Source organism: Micromonospora sp. 4G55, assembly GCF_016803375.1.
Window position 1 is genome coordinate 1 of the sequence record NZ_JAEVHN010000001.1, and the last position, 17,920, is coordinate 17,920.

Consider the following 17,920-nt stretch of genomic DNA (forward strand, 5'->3'; position numbering starts at 1 on the left):
GGTGTTCAACGACGGACTGCGTGCGCGGCAGGAAGCCCGCGAGCAGGGTCTGCCGTACCTGTCGGACGCCGAACTGTCCAAGCGGGTCACCGCAGCCAAGGCGACCCCGGAACGAAGGTGGCTTTCCGAGGTGTCCTCGGTGGTCCTGCAACAGGCCCTCGCGGATCTGAATGTGGCGTACCGCAACTTCTTCGCCTCGATCTCCGGCAAGCGCAAGGGCCGCAAGGTCACGCCGCCACGGTTCCGTTCCCGCAAGGACAACCGGCAGGCCATCCGCTTCACCGCCAACGCCCGGTTCAGGGTCCTCGACAACGGCCGACTCAGGTTGCCGAAGATCGGCAACCTGGAGGTGCGCTGGTCGCGGACGCTGCCCTCCGCACCGTCCAGTGTGACGATCATCAAGGATGCGGCGGGCCGGTACTTCGCGTCGTTCGTCGTGCAGAGCACGCAGGACGAGACGCTGCCGCCGGCCGGGGCCGAGGTGGGTATCGACCTGGGGCTGACCCACTTCGCGGTCCTCTCCGACGGCACGAAGGTCGCCGCCCCGAAGTTCCTACGCCGTACGGCCCGCAAGCTGCGCCGGTTGCAGCAAGACCTGTCTCGCAAGCAGCGTGGCAGCCAGAACCGCAAGAAGGCCGTCGTCAAGGTCGCCCGCGCCCACGCGCGGGTGGCCGACACCCGGCGAGACTGGCAGCACAAACTCTCCACGGCGATCATCCGCGACAACCAAGCGGTGTACGTCGAGGACCTGTGCGTCGTCGGTCTCGGCCGACCCGGCTCGCCAAGTCCGTGCACGACGCGGGATGGGCCAGCTTCACCGCCATGTTGGAGTACAAGGCCGCCCGGTACGGGCGCACCTTCGCCCGGGTGGATCGGTTCTACCCGTCCACCCGGATGTGCTCGAACTGCGGCCGAATCAACGACAAGATGACGCTCAACGTCCGAGCCTGGGACTGCCCCTGCGGCAGCACCCACGACCGGGACGTCAACGCGGCCATGAACGTCCTCGCGGCGGGACGCGCCGAGAGCCTAAACGCCTGTGGAGCGCAGATAAGACCGGCACTCGTGCCGGCACCACGCGAGGAAGCAGGAATCCGCCCGGACGCCGCGTGTGCCACCCGCAGCGTGGAGGGAATCTCCGCCCGTCCTTCAGAGCGGAGAGATCGTCAAGTGCTGGAACTCAACGTGAGCGAGCAGCTGAGCGCAGCCGGCGACCTGGAGAAGTCCGCGAAGCTGCTGACCCGGCTGCACCGGGTCGCCGTCGACCCGTTCCGCGAGGCGACGTAGCGCCCCTTCAGATGATGAAGTGCGTCCAGTAGGCCAGCCACACCACGAACAGCGCGCCCTGCACCAGGCCCAGCGCGGCGCTCAGCCAGGCGTCGGCCGTGGCGTTCCTGGCCCACCTGGCCAGGACCAGGCCGACCGGGAACGCGGCGATCAGGTAGCGCAGCAGGCTCTTGTACACCGGCGGCCCCATCGACAGCGGCGCGAGCACCATCAGCACCGCGTAGACGAAGTAGGGCAGCCCGAGCCGGCGGAAGCCGGCGACCACCACCGCCAGCACGGCCACGGCGAACCAGACCCGGACGGCGTCCCGGTGGTCACCGGTCAGGCCGTTCCAGAGCACCGGCAGCGGATTCTGCACGACGATCCCCCAGCCCTTCTCCTGGGCCTGCTTGTAGGCGAACCAGTCCCCGCCCTTCCACCGGCAGAACGCCATGAAGGTGAGCCAGCCGGCCGGGATCAGCAGCAACGGCCAGCCGGCGCGGACGTACGTCCAGAGGCTGCGCGGGTCGAGCCGGTAGCGGTGCTGGCGTAGCAGGACCAGCGCGAGCGGGACGGCAACCAGGAAGCCCACCGAGCGGCTGAGCCCGAGGAAGTAGCCCAGCACGCCCACCGTCACCCACCGCCCCCGCTCGGCGTAGTGGAAGGTGGCCAGCGCCAGGCAGAGGAACAGCGACTCGGTCAGCGCGGCCTGGAACAGGAACGCGGTGGGTAGCAGCACCAGGTAGCGGGTGAACCGGCGGGCGGCGGCGGCGTCGCCGAGCAGGGTCTCGCCTAGCCGCAGGGCGTAGTAGAGCAGCAGCAGGAACGCGACGTTGCTGATCAGCAGCAGCGCCATGGCGGTGTCGCCGCCCAGCGGGACCGCCACCACCCGGGCCAGGAACGGGTAGAGCAGGGGGAAGCCGAACCCTCCCTTCCACTCGCCGGTGAGCGGCTGCCGGCTCAGGCCGTCGTAGATCAGCGCGTCCCAGGCGAACCACATCGAGATCCAGCGGTGCGGCGAGATCGCCGCCTGGTCGAGGCGTGTGTTGATCTCGTCCGCCGGGGGCGCGGCGGGCGCCCCGTCCCAGGCGGCCAGGGCGATCACCCCGACCAGGGCGAGGACGACCTTCGCGCCGACGAACAGGGCGAGCACGTACCGCGAGCGCTCGGGCACCCGGGCGACGAGGTCGCTGGCGTGGCCGAGCAGGTGGTCCCAGCGCGCCGGGAGACCGGTCGCGGGCGCGCGGCCGTCCGCTGCGGTGTCCCGCGGCCCGTCGGTCATCTGGCGCTTCCTCACGGAGTCGGTCCGACCCGCGACCCACCCACGGCGGCCGCGAACCTGCCGGCCGGGCATCCCCCGCCTACGCCGGCTGACACCTCTGCGCCCCCACCGCCCGGCTCCGAGCGGCATGATCAGGAGTTCCGGGCCGGCGGATGTGAGACAGCGCAGAGAACGGGTAACCGCGCCTGTCCGACATGACCCGAGGGCAGGGAGCGGCGTGAGGATGGACGAGCGTCACGGCACGGTGGTCATCGGCGCGGGCCCGGCGGGCCTGACCGCCGCGTACGAGTTGCTCAGGCACGGCGCGTCGGTACGGGTGTTCGAGGCCGACGAGGTGGTCGGCGGGATCAGCCGTACCGTCGAGCGGGACGGCTGGCGCTTCGACATCGGCGGGCACCGGTTCTTCACCAAGGTGGGCCGGGTCGAGGAGTTCTGGCACGAGATCCTGCCCGACGAGGAGTTCCTGCTCCGGCCCCGGATGAGCCGCATCTTCTACCGGGGTGCGCTCTACGACTACCCGCTCAACGCCGGCAACGCCCTGCGCAACCTCGGCGTACGGGAGGCGGCCCGCTGCATGGGCTCGTACGCCCGGGCGCGGCTGCGCCCGCCGAAGGACCAGTCGCACTTCGAGGGCTGGGTGTCGGCGCGCTTCGGCTGGCGGCTCTACTCGATCTTCTTCAAGACGTACACGGAGAAGGTCTGGGGGATGCCGGCCGACCAGTTGCAGGCCGACTGGGCCGCCCAGCGGATCAAGAACCTGTCGCTGGCCCGGGCGGTGCTCAACGCGCTGCTGCCGCGCCGCAACCGCAAGGACGTGACCAGTCTGATCGAGGAGTTCCAGTACCCGAAGTTCGGCCCCGGCATGATGTGGGAGCGCTGCACCGAGGAGGTCCGCAAGCGCGGCGGCGAGGTCAGCACCGGCACCTGGGTGCGGGCGGTGCACCGCGAGGGCGGGCGGGCGGTGGCGGTCACCGTCGACGGGCCGGGCGGGGAACGCCGGCTCCCCGCCGACCACGTCATCTCGTCCATGCCCATCTCGGAGCTGGTGGCCGCGGTGCGCCCGGCCGCCCCGCCCGAGGTGCTCGAATGCGCCGCCGACCTGCGCTACCGGGACTTCCTGACCGTGGCGCTGGTGGTGCCGGAGGAGTTCTCCTTTCCGGACAACTGGATCTACGTGCACGACCCGGCGGTGAACGTGGGCCGGATCCAGAACTTCGGCTCCTGGTCGCCGTACCTGGTCAAGGACGGCCGCACCTGCCTGGGGCTGGAGTACTTCGTGTTCGAGGACGACGAGACCTGGCGGACCTCCGACGCCGACCTCGTCGCGCGGGCCACCGCCGAGCTGGAGCAGCTCGGCCTGGTGCGGCCCGGCGCGGTGGAGAGCGGGTACGTGGTGCGGATGCCGAAGGCCTACCCGGTGTACGACGACCGCTACCAGCACAATGTCGACACGATTCGGGCGTGGCTGGCGCGGGAGCTGCCCAACGTGCACCCCGTCGGGCGCAACGGGATGCACCGCTACAACAACCAGGACCACTCGATGCTGACCGCCATGCTGACCGCCGAGAACATCGCCCATGGCGCCGGCCACGACGTGTGGACGGTCAACGTCGAGCAGGACTACCACGAGCAGAACGACGACAAGGGCGGCGACGGGCGGCGGGGCACCGGCCGGGACGCGCCGACCGTGCCGGCGCGTACCGTCGGCACGACGGCCGCCGGCCGCGCGGCGGAGCGTCGACCGACCGGGGTCAACTGACCCTCGCGCTCGCACCGCGGAACGACCGGACGCGGCGTGCTGACCGGCGCCGGTCACCGGGTGCTCGGCCGTTCGGTCGGCCCGGCCCGGCTGTCCGCGCCGAGGGGATGACCGTCCCGCCGCCGGGACTGCCGTGGCCGGTCCGAGCGACGGATGCCCAGCCGGAACAATCGAGGCGGTCGTCCGCTGCACCCGCAGGTCACGAACCTGAATACTTTTGCTGATCACGCAGTCCGACCCCTCCGCGGCCGTACCGGCGCCGCGACGGTGGCGTGATCGCGCAGAGGAACGGACCCCTCGACACCGCATGAGCACCTACCGGCGGACCCGTGTCGTCGTGGTGGTGCCCGCCTACAACGAGGCGCCACCATCGCCGCGACGGTCCGCGCCCTGCTGGCGCAGACCCGGCCGGTCGACCGGCTGATCGTGGTGCCGAACAACTGCTCCGACGACACCGCGGCGATCGCCCGCGCGGCCGGTGCCGAAGTCTGGGACATGCCGGGCCCGAACCCGCACAAGAAGGCCGGCGCGCTCAACTGGTCGATCAACCTGCTGCTGCCGCAGCTGCACGACCGGGACATGCTGCTGGTGACCGACGCGGACAGCATCCTGGCCCCCGGCGCCGTCGCCGCCGCCGTCCACGGGCTGCAACGCCGGGGCGTCGGCGCGGTCTGCGCCGATTACCGGCTGGACCACCAGCCCCGACTGCTCGACATCCTGCAGGGCAACGAGTACGCCCGGTTCTCCCGCTGGGTGTGGCGCAAGGGCGGCACGGCGGTGGTGCTCTCCGGCGTGGCCACCCTGTTCCGCGTGCCCGTGGTACGCCAGATCCTGGCCGCCCGCGCCTCCGGCGCGCTGCCCGGCTACCCGCGGGAGTTCTACCACCGGGACCCGGCCACCGAGGACATCGAGATGACGTTCGCGGTCCGGTCGCTGGGCTACCGGCCCCGGGTCGCGCCCGGGTTCGACGCGATCACCGACTCCATGCCCACCGTCCAGGCCCTCGTCACCCAGCGGGTCCGCTGGCAGCGCGGAATGCTCGACTCGCTGCGCCTGTACGGCTTCCGCTGGTGGAACGCCGGCAACTGGCTGCGCCAACTCGGCATCTACACCAGCTCGCTGCTGGTGCCGATCTACCTGGCCGCCGTGGTCGCCGGCTGGTTCCTGGTCGGGACGCTGCCCTGGGATCCCCGCTGGTTGCCGGTGACCGCCGTCTTCGTCCTGGAACGGGTGGTCACCGTCCGCCGGCAGGGCTGGTGGGCCCTGCTCACCGCCGCCGCGCTGCTCCCCGAGTGGTGCTACGAGCAGGTCCGCTCGTTCGCCTACTGGCGGGCGCTGGCCCAGACCGTACGCGGCACCGACCGCGTGTGGATCAACTCCTGAGAGAAAGGCACCCCCTATGTACCAGCGTGGATGCGCTGCCGCTGCCGCCGGATGCTCGGCCACCCTGCCGCTGACCGGGGTGAGCATCGGCTGGTCGCTGATCGCCGGCACCACCCTGCTCATCGCCGGCTTGGCCCTGCTCCGGCTCGCCCCGACGATCCAGGGCCGGCGGGCCCGTACCCGCTGACCGGCACCATTGGCGCGGCGGCCGAGCGGCCGCCGCGCCGCCCTACCCGGTCAGGTCGAGCCGCCAGTCGTTGGAGCGCATCAGGTGCCCGGGCGGGTACTCGAACTCGGTCTCGCCCAACAGGGTGAACCCCGCCTTGCGGCAGACCGCGTTCGAAGCCGGGTGGTCCACCGACGGGTACGCGTGCGCCCACCGGTGCCGGCCGTGGGCGCGGGCCTCGGCCACCACGGCGCGGACGGCGGCGGTGGCCAGGCCCCGCCCCTGGTGCTCGGGGAGGATCGCCCAGCCCATCTCGTAGACCGGCTCGTCGTGCCAGCTCCGTTCCCAGTAGCCGACGCTGCCGACCTTCACCCCGTCGGGCAGCACCACGGTGAACATCCAGCCGCTGCGGGGACCGGGCCCCTGCAGGTACCGCTCGTGCCGGGCGAGCACCTGCTCGTCGGTCTCCGGGCCACCGGTGTGGTGCCGGACCTCCGGCGCGTTGAGGCGACGCAGCAGATCCAGGTCGTCCTCGTCCCACCGCGCGATACGCACCTCGGGCATCCGTCTCCCCCGTCCGTCGTGGGCGCTCATTGAAGCAACCCCCACCGACGGCGTGACGTCATTCAACGAAGTGGTTGAACTTTGACGTCGTCGCGACCACCGTCAACCGCATGGTTGACAATCCGGTGGGGACGGACGCCGTCTTCCACGCGCTGGCGCACGGCGCTCGCCGCGACATGCTGCGCCGTCTCGCCGCCGGCGAGCTGACCGTCGGCGAACTGGCCGCGCCGCTGAAGATGTCGCTGGCGGCGGCCTCCAAGCACGTGCAGGTCCTGGAGCGGGCCGGACTGGTGCGCCGCACCGTCACCGACCGCCGGCACGTCTGCCGCCTGCAACCGGCCCCGCTCGCCGACACCTCCACCTGGCCCACCTTCTACGAACGGCAGTGGACCGCACGCCTCGACGCCCTACAGGCGTACTTCGAAGGGAACGACCGGTGAGCACCGTCGTACGACTGGAACGCGTCATCCCGGCACCACCGGAAGAGGTCTACCGGGCCTGGCTGAAGCCGGAACTGCTGCGCCGCTGGCTGGCCCCCGGAGGCCTGGCGGTGATCCGGGCCGAGGTCGAGCCGCGGGTCGGCGGCCGGTTCCGGATCTGGCACGCCGACGGGCCGGCCGACGTCGGCGGCTTCGACTGCGAGCTGGTCGAGCTGGTGCCCCACCGGCGCATGGCGTCGGTGTCGGCGAGCCGGTAGGCCTGGGATCGGCTGATGCCGAGGACCGAGGCGGCGGTGGAGAGAGTGGTCGTCACGCCCAGTGCGCGAACACGGTCGGCCGTCCACACCTTGCCGGAAGCTGTGGTGGCGGGGTTGCCGGCCGCGGTGTTGGTGTACTTCTCGGTTGGATTCGTGTGGGTGTTCATCAGCGGTGTTCTCCCGAATGTTCTGTGGATGTCGAAGGACTCGGTGGCTCCCGGGCGTGGCTTCGGGAAGGTCGCCAGCAGCGCGATGCTCCGGTTGCCCGGCGGACCTGGCGTTCGTCATTCGCTGCCAACTCGGCGGCAGCGGCCGTCACGAGCTCTGGACCGGAGGCGGACCGTCGTGCCCTCTGAGCATCGAGGACGTCTCGGCTCGGAGGATCTGGAGGAGTTCGGAGACCCGGGTGTTGGACACGGTGTGGCCCGCCCGACGGAGGGCGTCGGCAAGTGCTGCCCGTGTGAGTGGACGTCCGTCGGCAACGAGTTGGTCCCGGACCTGTCTCGCTGCGGGGAGTAGCTCCCCCGTGTCTTGGAAGGGCGGCGCGGACCGTCCGCGGCTTTGTCTGCGGTGACGGCGGTCCGGTCCCCGGGGGCGCGAGTCGGCGTCTGGTGGGCGGACGGTCCGGGCCGTGGACCGCTCCCTCGTCGTCCCGGCGGACCGGTCCGGGTCGGCCTGCTCGGTGGAGGGTGGCGTCTGCGCGGTCTGGTCCGGGGCCTGGTCTGTGGGCGGGGAGGTGGTGGTCGGCGTCGGGGTGTTGGCGTAGCCGAGGGCGATCTTGACCATGACGAGGAAGCCGAGCGCGGGCACCGCCGCAGCGATCCACCCGACGGGTGACGGTTCAGCTTCGACGACCTGCGCCGCGAGGGACAGCGTGACCGCGCAGGCCAGCACACTCGCGGGAAAGACCGTCGAGGTGTGGGCGCGTTTTCGGCGGCGTAGCTCCAGGCCGGAGGCGATGGACATCAGTTCGAGGACGACGGCGTCGGCCCAGGCCAGCCATCCGGGTTGACCGTGGGCGGCGGCGACGTTGTGGACGTGGGTAAAGCTGGCCGCTCCAGCGGCTGCGCCGATGGCGAGCATGATCACGATCTGGACCACGCCCTCAGCGCGACTGCCACGCGGACCACGGTCCGCATCAGATGGTGGTGGAGCCGTGGCGGACCACCTCCCCGGACCGAACCAGGGCGGAGACCCGTCCACGTGCGTAGTGGGCTTCGGCAGGAGCGCGGACGGTCCGTGAGCCGGCGCCGCGGACCGCGGCAGGGGCGGACCGTCCCCCGGTGGACCGGGCGCGGGACGGTACCTCCAGCAGGCTGCCGACGGAACGGTCCCCCGCTGTCACCGGTCTGTCAGTTACGGCGCGCTCGCCGGTGACAGACCGGTGAGAGGCGACGCGCGTTGTTGTCAGGCGCGCGGGCGATGTACCTTCCGCGCTCGCACGCCGGTCGCCGATCATGCCGCCTCCCGGCTGTCCGCGACGTAGCGGGACAGGCCGGCCAAGCGATAGCGCCGGCCTCCGCCGGCTGGTACGGCCCAGACCGCCTCAGCGGGACACAGCCCCGCCGTGGCGGCGTGGTCGCGAGCCCCGGTAGCGAACGGCACCTGTGGCGCCGTGTCGGCGAGCAGGCGGCGCAGGTTGGCCTCCCGGGCGGCAGAGTGCAGCCAGAACAGCACCGGCCACACTCTGCCGATCGTGGCGAACAGCTCCCGGTAGCCGTCCAGCTTGCCGATCAGGACCGACAGTTGCTCGCCGCCGGTGTCGTACTCCACGAAGAACGGCACCGTCACGCCGCCCTGCGCCCAGAGGCCGTAGCCGTCCGGGCGGACCCGCGGCTGGTATGCCCGCACCAGACCCGGATCCTCAGGGCGGGTGAACATCGCCGAGCGCTGGCACGCCGCCTCCGACAACCACTCGACCAACTCGACGTTTGTGTGGGTGCGGGCGTAGCCGGCCAGGTCGGTGAAGAAGCCGTTCACCCCGAGGCGGTGAGCCAAGCTGCGGCTCGCAGTCCAGCGTCGCCGCTCCACGCGGGCGTGGTCACGTCGAGGCGGTCGCTCGTCGCGGGCGGCGGCGACGACCTCGGCGCCGAGCTGGTCAATTACGTAGTGGTACGGATATGAGCCGCCGTCGGCGCGCTGCGGCCGGAACCGGGCCACCAACCGCAACCGATACAGCGTCCGCAACCGGCGCTGGCAGAAGTCCAACGACGAGAACAGGGCGCTCGCGATCTGGAACGAGGTCAGCACCCCGTGGTCGTAGAGCCAGCCGAGCAGCAGCCGGTCTCGGTCGGTCAGCTGCGATTGCACCCGCAGAACCGGATCATCCACCAGCCACTACCTCCCTCCGATGCGCAAGCCGCTGCCCGGAGGGGGAGACCTGAGACAGGCAGGGTCTGTCCCAGCACAGCCAGCCTCCGCTGACAGGCCGGCTGAGCTGCGGTGTGAGTGGAAATCGGGGGTCGGTTCGGGGGTCTGGATCAAGACTGACCCCAACAGGGACGTCAACTCTGACCCCCGGACGGGGGTTAAGCCGGAAGTCGTCATTGCCGCCGGCTACGGCGGCCGTCGAAGGTGTCGGCGAAGGCAAGCGAACTCCTTTGGTTCAGAAAGTGGACTGTGGTGCTGGCGGCGTAGCCCGGAGAACACGGCCTGCTGCCGGAGCGGAAGGATCTGGCCAGGTGCCTCGCCGCGGCCCAGGGGCCGTGCCCGGATCGCGGCCGTCAGCGACGTCCGGCTGACGACCGGCAGGAGCGCCGGCTCATCGATCGGTTCAGTGGAATTGCGCGGGGTTTTCGGTCACGGGTTGAGGGCTAACCTCTGGGCCATGTCCGCCTCCGCGCAGCTACGGCTCACAACGTATAGCGGGGGATGGTGCGACTTGAATCGTCGATCGTCGTGCGACAGACGCCGGAACAGGTGTGGGGCTTCCTCGCCGACCCCCCGAACTCGGTGTTGTGGGATCGGAGCGTCGCCGAGCTGATCCCGCACTCCCCGGATCCGGCAGGGGTCGGCTACGAGGCCACCACCGTCGCGCCGTCCGGCATGCGGCAGCAGCTCCGCATCACCGAGTACCGGCCGAGCAGCACACTGAGATTCGTCCTGCTTGAGTCGTCGATGTTCAAGCGGGCGGAGTTGAGCTTCCTGATCGACCACACGCCCGAGGGCACCCGCATCGTCCACGTCATCGAGCTGCACCTCCACCGGCGGCTGTTCTATCCGGTACTGCGCCTCACCAGCAAACCGGCACTCGCCCGGGACCTCGCGCGCCTGAAGGCGGCGCTCGCCGAGGCGTATCCATCGAAGGCGTAGGCCCACGTCGGACACCAGTGTGCCAGGGCATTCAGCCACCACTCGATCCTCGTCCACGAACGCCGCCTCGTAGTCCCAGTACACCCTGTCCCCGTCCGTGCTGTCTGGGTGGGCCGGCACGGTGCCCTGCGCGTTCAACTTCCGCAGGACCGAGCCGTCCTCCGCCCGGTGCAGGAGAGGGGACCCCTGCCCGAGGTCAACGGTCAGGAGGCGCTGGCCGGACGGGCTAACCGCCAGCAGGGATCAGCTCGTCGCTTCGTGACCGCGACGCCAAGTTCACGCCGACGTTCGACGCCGTGTTCGCCGCCGAACGCTGTCGAGGAAGTGCTGGCGGCGGATGAAGCGGTCCCAGCGCAGACGGGGGTCTCCCGTGGTCTCGGACACGGCAACCGCCAGGGGCGGCGGCAGCGGGACGGTGACGGTCGCTTCGACGACGGGCATCGGCCTCACCCTGCCATCGCGAGCATGTCGACAGCTGCGAAGAATGCCATCGGCCGGCCGGGGCGGATGACCTGTTCGAGGAGCACGACCCCGATACGGTCAGCCACGTCGCACTCTGCATCGATGCAGCGCAGCATCGGCCCGGCCGCACCCAGGTGGGGGTAAGTCTCGATGCCGAGCATCACCGCGTTGGCCCCGATCACGACGATGATGAGGATCTCGAAGGGGCGTGACTCGGCGACCCAAGCGCACCAGCCGGCCACGCCGCGCGACTCCGAGCCGTCGGCCGGAGCACCCCGCTGGAGGGGCACGACCGGCCCGCTCACCAGGCGCCAGGCCCCTCCCCGGCGAGCACGTCCGCGAGGACGGCGGCCGATCGGTCACGACGGGGCGAGGATCCGGCGAGCATGTGGATCGGCCTAACCAGCGCGGAGCCCGCTTCTACCGGGCCACGGCAACGGGGAGGGCGCCGGGCACCACGGACCACCGGGCCGGGGTACGCCCCACGATCTCGCCGTCCGCCTCCACGAGGGCTCCGACCGGCCCGGACATCTCGACCGTCTCTCCCCTGCGCCAGCGCACACCGGGGTGCTCGGCGAGCCTTCCCCGGTAGAGCGCCGACACGACACGGGCCAGGCCCGTCGCGCCCACGGCGTCCACCTCCAGCGTGACGAATCGACCCTCGTCGCCGGAGATCGGCACTCCGAGTCGCATCCCGCCGCTGAGCCGTGGGGTCAGCACGACGGCGGTGTCGAGCAGCCGGCCGAGCCTGGGCTCCTCGGAGCCGTGGCGCAGCATCGTGGTGGGCGTCGGCCGGAGGCGGGCGCGGAAGGCGCCGACGGCGGCGGCCAGCGCCACAAGGTCGACCGGGAGGGTACGCATCCGTGACAGGTTGACCCGCCGTGCGGCCTCGGCGACGAGCCCGACGTGCGAGCCGAGGACGGCATAGCGCACGACGGGCCGTCCGTCGTCGTCGTGACACCGGACGCGTAGCAGGTCCCGGCGCAGCACCCGGGGGTTGCGCAGGCGCGCCTCCCAGGACTGGCGCGGCGGCAGTTCGCGGTCGAAGTCGCAGCTCGAGCCGGCCGGGAGGAACGCCACACTCGCGGCGCACCGGGGATCGGCATCGTCCTTGACCAGGCCCTGGACCACCTCGTGCAGGGTGCCGTCGCCCCCGAACGCGGCGACGGTCGTGGCACCCGCGGCGACGGCCTGGCGCGCGAGTTGCGTGGCATGTCCTCGGGCGTTCGTCCAGCTGAACTCGTACCCGATGCCCTGATCACGCAGTCGGCGCTCGGCCGCCCGCCAGCGGGCGCGGGCGCGCCCGCCCGCGGCGGTCGGGTTGCCGATGATCCAGACCGGTGCCGTCATGCCCCGGCGGGTGCCGGCGCGAGGCTGGTCGTCGGCGGGGAGTAGGGGTTGTCCGTGGGCACCGGCTCGTCGGGAGTCCAGCCGTCACTGGCGGCCAACACCCAACGGTTGGGACCGGAGAAGGCGGGCAGCAGATGGTCAGTCATGAACACCTCGGCGGGCGACGGCGGCGGCGACGGCGGGTCGAACATCTCGATGAGGGTCGCGACGATTCCGATCACCGCGAACACCGCGCCGATCACCGGGATGACGACGCCTCCGAGGGCCAGGGCGGCCACGGCGCAGACGGCCACACCGATGTTGGCCGCCATGATGATGCCGTCGAGTGCCTTGGTGCTCACGGGCGCGTCACCGTTGACCTCGTTCACGAAGTCGATGGTGGACAGCACGGCGTAGGCCACGGCGGCGGCCACGCCGATCACCTCGCACGCCTTGCCCACCGTGTTGTTGAAGGCCTTGACCCAGCTGGTGTTCTCCACGGCCATCTCCCGGCTCGCGGTGTCGGCGATCTCCCCCAGCCCCTGGGCGCCGTAGGAGAACACGTCGTCTCCCCCGAACTTCACCATCATGTTGACGAAGGTCTCACCCACGTCCGACGAGCCCGACTCCTGGAAGAACTTGCCGATTTCGGTGTAGCCGACCTTGCCGGCGGAGACGATCTCCGGCACATTCTTGACGATCTTGGCGGCGACCTCGATAGCGGTCACCACCGCGGACGCCTTCTGGGTGTCCTTGAGGGTGTCCCAGCGCGCGAACGCGCTGGCGGCCATGAACGTGCTGCCGGCGATGGACAGGAAATAGATCATGTTGGCGAAGCCGTAGCCGGCCTTGCCCCACAGGGTCTTGGCGTTGGCCAGCTTCTCCCACACGTCCTTGCCCCCGGCGGCCACCGTGAGGTCGGCGAGCGCCGCGGCGAGCTTGGCGACGCCGTCCGCCGCCGCCACCGCCTTCTCCATCTCGCGGGCCGCCTCGACCATGGCCGCCTGCGCCGCCACGTCGGTGCCGGGGATATCCAGGTTGTCGTGCAGGAAGGCGGTGATGAAGGCCGCGATGGTGTCGCTGAGCCAGGAGCGCACGGCGTCGGAGTCGTCGAGGTTGAGGTGCGAGACGGTACGCGACATGGTCGCGGTGGTGATGCGCTCGTGATATTGGCGGGCCAGGTCGCTGCTGGGCTGTAGGGCCTGCAGGACGGTGGAATGCCGGTTCGCCTCGGCCAACCCCTGCCCGGCAATGATCTTGTTGATGGTCATGTTCATCTGCACGGGGGTGAGGAGCTGGTGGTAGAGCTGCGTGGCCCAGTCTTCCGTGGCCTGGGTCTGCAGGTACTTGTCCAGCCGCGGCGTGGTCTGCGTGAACGACCGGAGGAACACGCCCTGGCTCTGCCGGGTGTAGCCGGGGTGGGCGGCGAGCCCGGCCCGCAGGTAGAACTCGAGGTCGAGCTCCTGGCCGGCGGTCAGCTTGGTTTCCGGAGCCGCCGGGCCGCTTATCTCGTTGAGGCTCTTGCCCAGATAGGAGATCGCGAAGCGATCGGTGTAGAAGGACTTGTCGGTGGTGATCTCAGCGATTCGGGCGGCGCTGAGGTTCGGGGGCACCTGGCCGAAGTACGTCGCCACCCAGTCCTGGGTGCCGGAGTTGTTGGCGAGCGCCCACTTGGTGTTCTCCAGCAGCATGGCGAACTGGGTGTCCTGCAGGGTCTTGGGGTCGGGCTGGAGGGTGAACAGTTCCGCGATCGACAGATCCTGCGGCTGGGGATCCCCGGCGGTGTTGGCCAGTGCGGTGGCGGCGAGGCTCGTCACATCGCTCGTACCCGGATCGGGCGCGGACGTCCGGGCGGTGCCGCGCCACGCGTGCTGGGCGGTCTCGGCCTGGTCGCTGGCGGTGTCGAAGTGCTGGAAGGTTCCGCGGAAGCTGCCTCCGTCCCAGGCGAACTCCACCGTGAACGCCGCCGGGAACAGCGGTCCCATCTCGTCGACCGCCACCGAGGTCATCCCGGGGTCGCCCACCGAGAGGGTGAGCATGAAGTTCTGGTTTTGCTCGTCCACCGAGGGCGCGCACCCGTCGAGGTCCAGGTACCTGTCCGGGTCCTGCGGGTCGCACAGTTGGTAGATCGGGGTGGGCAGGCTGCCGGTCCCGGCGAACTCGTAGCCGATGACCAGATCGAGGCCGGGGCTCCACTGGTCCGGGTCGGCCGGTTCCTCCGGCGACCACGCGGGGAACTGCTGGTGGGGACCGGGTACGGCGCCCGATGCGGCGATCTCGGTCGAGTAGTGCGTGGGCGGGGTCACCCCGGCCACGTCGTGGCGTACCGCGCCGTGCTCGGTGGGGCCCAGGAACAGGGTCCCGGTGAACGCGTGCCCGTCCGGCGTGAACGACAGCGCCCCGCTGACGTATTCGTGCGCGGTTTTGTGCGCGAACCGGACGAAGTCGCGGCCGAACACCGGATCGGCGACCTCGCGGCCGTCGATCCAGAGCCGTCCCGCCCGCAGTGTCAGGTTGGCAACCGCCTCATGCGACAGGTAGTCCGCCGCGTTCCGGTCGTGGACGCGTACCGCGAACGAGCGCGAGATCCGCGACAGGTCGAGCGCTGCGGACCAGAGTTGCAGGGACGAACGGACGGCGGGACGTCGGGGTGTGGCGATCACGCTGGTTCCTCTTCCGGTGGAGGGGTGGGTGCTGACGGCCATGGACCGTCAGGAGAGGCCGGCCGGGGCTGCGCCGTGAGCGGTCACGACCGCTCGCCGCAGGGGTGCGGTGACGAATCGGCCCACCGCGTGCTCCAGCAGGGGCGCGATCGCGCTCAGGTGGGCGTCGACGAGCTGACGTTCACTCGGAGTGAGCCGCGCGAAGCCGTCCATCAGCCGCTTCTCGGTGATGACCGGGTAGTTCATGCCCACGCAGAAGCCGTGTGCGTGGTACGAGCGGGCCCCGTGCAGATGCAGGCCGTGCAGCGTCGCCCCGGCGTCCAGACGCGCCTGCGAGATCTGGTCGATGCGTACCTCGTCATAGCGCAATGGGTCGGTCCTGACGACCCGGTGCACGACATCGCCGACCTGCAGCTGTCCGACCTCGCGGTCGGCGTTTTCCTCCAACGCGATCCGCGGCGAGATGGCCTTCCACCCCTCGGTCGTCCAGAACAGGTGGCCGGCGGAGAAGAACGGGTCGAGGTCGTTGATGCCGTAGATCGTGCAGCCCTCCGGTAGCGGCACCACAACGCGTTCGTCGCTGTGCACCCCGGTCAACCCGCCCTGGGCGAGCACCTCGTCGTCCAGGCTGACCCGCTCGACGGGAATCGTGGTGCCGTCGGCGAGGTGCACCGGGGTGCCCGCCACGAAGCACCCGAAGATCCCTCCACTGTTCTCCGTCACCTGGTTGTCCGGCCGCTGCCCGGTGGTGAGGCCGAGCTGGGTCGGCCGGTCCCGCAGGAAGCCGTCCACCTGGTCGCCGTAGACGTAGAACTCCTCCGAGGTGGTGTAACCGCCCTGGCCCTCCCACTTCTTCTGGCCGATGGCCTGGCTGGCCTGGCCGATGAACTGGTCGGCCGAGAAGCCCGACGCGGGAACATGGTTGGCGCTCTGCCAGGTCTGGGTGATTCCCTTGTCGGGGTATGCCGCGGTCCACGTGGCGAGCACGGGGGCGACCTTCGTCGGGTCGAGCCGCTGGATCTTGTAGAAGACGAGGTTCAGCAGGTCCAGCCAGTTGGCCTGACCGGCGATGAGCTTCGCGATCTCGACGTTGACGAAGTCGTCCGTGGTGACGTGCTCGGCGAGCTGGGTCGCCCACCCGCCGCCGGGGTCGGCGAGGTATTCGGCGAACGAGTGGTCCGCCGTGCGACAGTGGTCGGCGAAGGCGGAGCCGTAGAGCAACTGCCCGGCCTGCACCGCCTCATCCGAGACCAGCCTCGTCCGCCACGCCCCGTCGCACCGTCCCTGGTCGACGGTCTGGGCGAACCCGAATTGCGAACTGCGGGAAATTGCCGAGCAGACCAGCGCGCACGCCACATCGTCCACCAGGCCCGGATCGCTCGGGGCAGCCACCGTCGTGTCCTCGCCGGCGAAGAAGACGCTCTTCACCGACGAAGAGTTCTTCAGCTGGGTGGTGAACATGCTGAGCGCTACAGCCTTCACGTCGTCATCCGTCGACGCGTACAGATCCTCCACGGACAGCGGCACAAAGATCACCCTCTCGTCTATCAGCTCAGGCGGCCGCGAACGCTGTCCCCGGTAGCGGAGTCGAACAGGAACGCCCGAAGTGCTCTCAGCAGAGCGGCGGATTCCGCCGGGGTGCCGGCTGGTCTGGCAATTTTGGGACGGTAGTTCGAGGCAGTCAACGTCCAACGGGGCCGAGCGGAAGTCGGCTATTGAACAGTGCGCCGCCGACTGACCTCATCCAGTGCCTCGCGAACGTCCGACCAGTGACGACTGCGTTCGGAGTGTCCGGGTGACCGATAGTCAAGTTGCCGACGAAATCGTCTCTCGATCCGCCGAGAACGTTGCTTGATGTGGCTCGGACAATCGGGAGACGAATTCGAGCGGACCTGGGCCGACCTGCGTCCGGGAGCGCCTGACGACCGACAGCGCCCCCACGTGGGCTGACGAACCACTCCCGAGGCCAGTGGTCAGCGGCCGTGGCCCTCGCCGAACCGGAGCCGCCGGGAGTCGGCGGCCGGATGCCGTGCTTCGGTGCGGCTGACGCAGAGGATGGCGCTGAAGAGTCCGCCATTCCAGAGCTTTCCGAACTTTGGCATCAATTGATCCGTTCCTGGTAATGGTCATTCGACCCTGCCGACCTCGCTGACGAGAACATCAATCCCCAACAGGAGGAGTCAACAATCCCAAGCGCCGAGTAAGGGGTCTTCCGGCCTGTGAGTAAATGAACGGAGGGGGCGGTGGACGCTGTCTTGTCGGCTTCCAGTGCTCAGCGACCGCCCCACCACGAGGCGCGGTGCGAGTCAGTGACGCAGGGCGAGGGTGACTGTTCCGGTCGTGGGACCGGACGGGTCGACGACGATGGCGTACGTGCCGGTGGCCGGCAGGACGGTCGGTCGATGCCGCCGGAGCCGTTGATGACGCAGCCGGTGTTCAGCATCTTGCCGCCCGCGTGGCATAGTTCGAGCGGGGAGCACTGGTCGCGCCGGGTGCTCTCGGGTACCTCGAGGAACACCCGCTGGCCGGGCGGTGCCGGTGAACCGGTAGCGGGCCACGGCGCCGGGCTGTTCGATCGCCGCGGACACCGCCGGGCCGTTCGGTTGGATGGCGCCGGTGGTGTCCCGGGCGACGTAGACCCGCACCGCGGCACCACGACAAGCCGTGGCTCCTGAGGCAAGCGTCGTCGACTGCATGCTGGTCGCGATGTCAGTCCTTGCCTTCCTGGGGGTTCGTTATCCGCCGCGGATGCTGCCGGTGCTGCTGTTCGAGTCGGCCTGGAAGCTGATCTGGCTCAGTGCCGTCGCCGTACCGCTGTGGAGCTCGGACCGGATGGACCCGGCCACCCAGGAGGTGGCATCCAGGTGCCTGTGGGTGGAGGTCGTCCTCCTCGTCATCCCTGGCGCTACGTGTTCGCGCAGTACTAGGGGTCCGTGGCGTTCACGGCCTTCCCGTCGGCCCCGTGGGCAACCCTGACGGCATGGTGACCCAACACCTACTTCGACCGGGCTCAGGAAGCGGTAGCGGTGCAGGCGGT

At 70.2% G+C, this 17,920-nt stretch carries 17 protein-coding genes and 1 pseudogene; 8 read left to right on the forward strand and 10 right to left on the reverse strand.

What is annotated here, in order from left to right:
• Both JNW89_RS00005 and JNW89_RS00010 read left to right on the forward strand, forming a co-directional pair.
• Positions 1 to 931, forward strand: a 931-nt coding sequence (locus JNW89_RS00005) for a transposase (RefSeq protein WP_238447055.1), incomplete at its 5' end; no start/stop codon positions are given.
• Positions 823 to 1,287: a transposase gene (locus JNW89_RS00010; protein WP_238447056.1), complete on the forward strand. Its 465-nt coding sequence runs from the start codon at positions 823 to 825 to the stop codon at positions 1,285 to 1,287. The genes JNW89_RS00005 and JNW89_RS00010, both read left to right, overlap by 109 nt.
• Before the next feature lie 7 nt (positions 1,288 to 1,294).
• Here JNW89_RS00010 and JNW89_RS00015 read toward each other — a convergent pair whose 3' ends face one another.
• On the reverse strand, positions 1,295 to 2,548 hold the full coding sequence (locus tag JNW89_RS00015; RefSeq protein ID WP_238447057.1) for a hypothetical protein: 1,254 nt from the start codon (positions 2,546 to 2,548) through the stop codon (positions 1,295 to 1,297).
• Positions 2,549 to 2,771: 223 nt separating this feature from the next.
• On the opposite strand from JNW89_RS00015, the gene JNW89_RS00020 reads away from it, so the two are divergent.
• From JNW89_RS00020 to JNW89_RS00030, 3 genes and pseudogenes are all read left to right on the forward strand, one after another.
• Positions 2,772 to 4,307, forward strand: a complete 1,536-nt coding sequence (locus JNW89_RS00020; protein ID WP_238447058.1) for an NAD(P)/FAD-dependent oxidoreductase — start codon at positions 2,772 to 2,774, stop codon at positions 4,305 to 4,307.
• 366 nt (positions 4,308 to 4,673) lie between these two features.
• Positions 4,674 to 5,690: pseudogene (locus tag JNW89_RS00025) on the forward strand (glycosyltransferase); the annotation flags it as partial.
• A gap of 16 nt (positions 5,691 to 5,706) precedes the next feature.
• Complete coding sequence (locus JNW89_RS00030; protein WP_238447059.1) at positions 5,707 to 5,877, forward strand: hypothetical protein; 171 nt, start codon at positions 5,707 to 5,709, stop codon at positions 5,875 to 5,877.
• Between the two features lie 42 nt (positions 5,878 to 5,919).
• On the opposite strand, the gene JNW89_RS00035 is transcribed toward JNW89_RS00030, so the two are convergent.
• Entirely contained in the window at positions 5,920 to 6,420 is a 501-nt protein-coding gene (locus tag JNW89_RS00035; RefSeq protein ID WP_238447060.1) for a GNAT family N-acetyltransferase, read from the reverse strand.
• A 110-nt stretch (positions 6,421 to 6,530) separates the two neighbouring features.
• On the opposite strand from JNW89_RS00035, the gene JNW89_RS00040 reads away from it, so the two are divergent.
• Positions 6,531 to 6,860, forward strand: a complete 330-nt coding sequence (locus tag JNW89_RS00040) for a helix-turn-helix transcriptional regulator (protein ID WP_238447061.1) — start codon at positions 6,531 to 6,533, stop codon at positions 6,858 to 6,860.
• Complete coding sequence (locus tag JNW89_RS37930; protein WP_238447062.1) at positions 6,857 to 7,117, forward strand: SRPBCC domain-containing protein; 261 nt, start codon at positions 6,857 to 6,859, stop codon at positions 7,115 to 7,117. Before JNW89_RS00040 ends, JNW89_RS37930 begins: the two co-directional genes overlap by 4 nt.
• A gap of 315 nt (positions 7,118 to 7,432) precedes the next feature.
• On the opposite strand, the gene JNW89_RS00055 is transcribed toward JNW89_RS37930, so the two are convergent.
• Together JNW89_RS00055 and JNW89_RS00060 are read right to left on the reverse strand one after the other, a co-directional pair.
• A complete protein-coding gene (locus JNW89_RS00055; protein ID WP_255540192.1) occupies positions 7,433 to 8,200 on the reverse strand; it encodes a DUF2637 domain-containing protein in 768 nt (255 codons plus the stop codon).
• A 372-nt stretch (positions 8,201 to 8,572) separates the two neighbouring features.
• On the reverse strand, positions 8,573 to 9,448 hold the full coding sequence (locus JNW89_RS00060) for a replication-relaxation family protein (RefSeq protein WP_238447064.1): 876 nt from the start codon (positions 9,446 to 9,448) through the stop codon (positions 8,573 to 8,575).
• A 540-nt stretch (positions 9,449 to 9,988) separates the two neighbouring features.
• Between JNW89_RS00060 and JNW89_RS00065 the strand changes: the two genes are divergently transcribed.
• On the forward strand, positions 9,989 to 10,429 hold the full coding sequence (locus JNW89_RS00065; RefSeq protein ID WP_255540187.1) for an SRPBCC family protein: 441 nt from the start codon (positions 9,989 to 9,991) through the stop codon (positions 10,427 to 10,429).
• A gap of 276 nt (positions 10,430 to 10,705) precedes the next feature.
• Here JNW89_RS00065 and JNW89_RS00070 read toward each other — a convergent pair whose 3' ends face one another.
• The 6 genes from JNW89_RS00070 to JNW89_RS00095 form a co-directional block, all read right to left on the reverse strand.
• The gene (locus JNW89_RS00070) at positions 10,706 to 10,870 is read right to left on the reverse strand and encodes a hypothetical protein (protein ID WP_238447066.1); all 165 of its coding nucleotides are present in this window, start codon (positions 10,868 to 10,870) and stop codon (positions 10,706 to 10,708) included.
• A gap of 5 nt (positions 10,871 to 10,875) precedes the next feature.
• On the reverse strand, positions 10,876 to 11,196 hold the full coding sequence (locus JNW89_RS00075; protein WP_238447067.1) for a hypothetical protein: 321 nt from the start codon (positions 11,194 to 11,196) through the stop codon (positions 10,876 to 10,878).
• 115 nt (positions 11,197 to 11,311) lie between these two features.
• Positions 11,312 to 12,241 (reverse strand): diacylglycerol kinase family protein, encoded by a 930-nt coding sequence (locus tag JNW89_RS00080; protein WP_238447068.1) that lies wholly within the window; start codon positions 12,239 to 12,241, stop codon positions 11,312 to 11,314.
• Complete coding sequence (locus JNW89_RS00085; RefSeq protein WP_238447069.1) at positions 12,238 to 14,883, reverse strand: hypothetical protein; 2,646 nt, start codon at positions 14,881 to 14,883, stop codon at positions 12,238 to 12,240. The genes JNW89_RS00080 and JNW89_RS00085 overlap by 4 nt, the downstream gene beginning before the upstream one ends.
• Positions 14,884 to 14,931: 48 nt before the next feature.
• Positions 14,932 to 16,410 (reverse strand): hypothetical protein, encoded by a 1,479-nt coding sequence (locus JNW89_RS00090; protein ID WP_238447070.1) that lies wholly within the window; start codon positions 16,408 to 16,410, stop codon positions 14,932 to 14,934.
• 779 nt (positions 16,411 to 17,189) lie between these two features.
• Positions 17,190 to 17,528 (reverse strand): hypothetical protein, encoded by a 339-nt coding sequence (locus JNW89_RS00095; protein WP_238447071.1) that lies wholly within the window; start codon positions 17,526 to 17,528, stop codon positions 17,190 to 17,192.
• Positions 17,529 to 17,920 lie beyond the last annotated feature (392 nt).

Excerpts from the sequence above, each read along its gene's own strand:
- JNW89_RS00010 (WP_238447056.1), top strand. The coding sequence starts at position 823 with ATGTTGGAGTACAAGGCCGCCCGGTACGGGCGCACCTTCGCCCGGGTG.
- JNW89_RS00015 (WP_238447057.1), bottom strand. The coding sequence starts at position 2,548 with ATGACCGACGGGCCGCGGGACACCGCAGCGGACGGCCGCGCGCCCGCG.
- JNW89_RS00020 (WP_238447058.1), top strand. The coding sequence starts at position 2,772 with ATGGACGAGCGTCACGGCACGGTGGTCATCGGCGCGGGCCCGGCGGGC.
- JNW89_RS00030 (WP_238447059.1), top strand. The coding sequence starts at position 5,707 with ATGTACCAGCGTGGATGCGCTGCCGCTGCCGCCGGATGCTCGGCCACC.
- JNW89_RS00035 (WP_238447060.1), bottom strand. The coding sequence starts at position 6,420 with ATGCCCGAGGTGCGTATCGCGCGGTGGGACGAGGACGACCTGGATCTG.
- JNW89_RS00040 (WP_238447061.1), top strand. The coding sequence starts at position 6,531 with ATGGTTGACAATCCGGTGGGGACGGACGCCGTCTTCCACGCGCTGGCG.
- JNW89_RS00055 (WP_255540192.1), bottom strand. The coding sequence starts at position 8,200 with ATGCTCGCCATCGGCGCAGCCGCTGGAGCGGCCAGCTTTACCCACGTC.
- JNW89_RS00065 (WP_255540187.1), top strand. The coding sequence starts at position 9,989 with ATGGTGCGACTTGAATCGTCGATCGTCGTGCGACAGACGCCGGAACAG.
- JNW89_RS00070 (WP_238447066.1), bottom strand. The coding sequence starts at position 10,870 with ATGCCCGTCGTCGAAGCGACCGTCACCGTCCCGCTGCCGCCGCCCCTG.
- JNW89_RS00080 (WP_238447068.1), bottom strand. The coding sequence starts at position 12,241 with ATGACGGCACCGGTCTGGATCATCGGCAACCCGACCGCCGCGGGCGGG.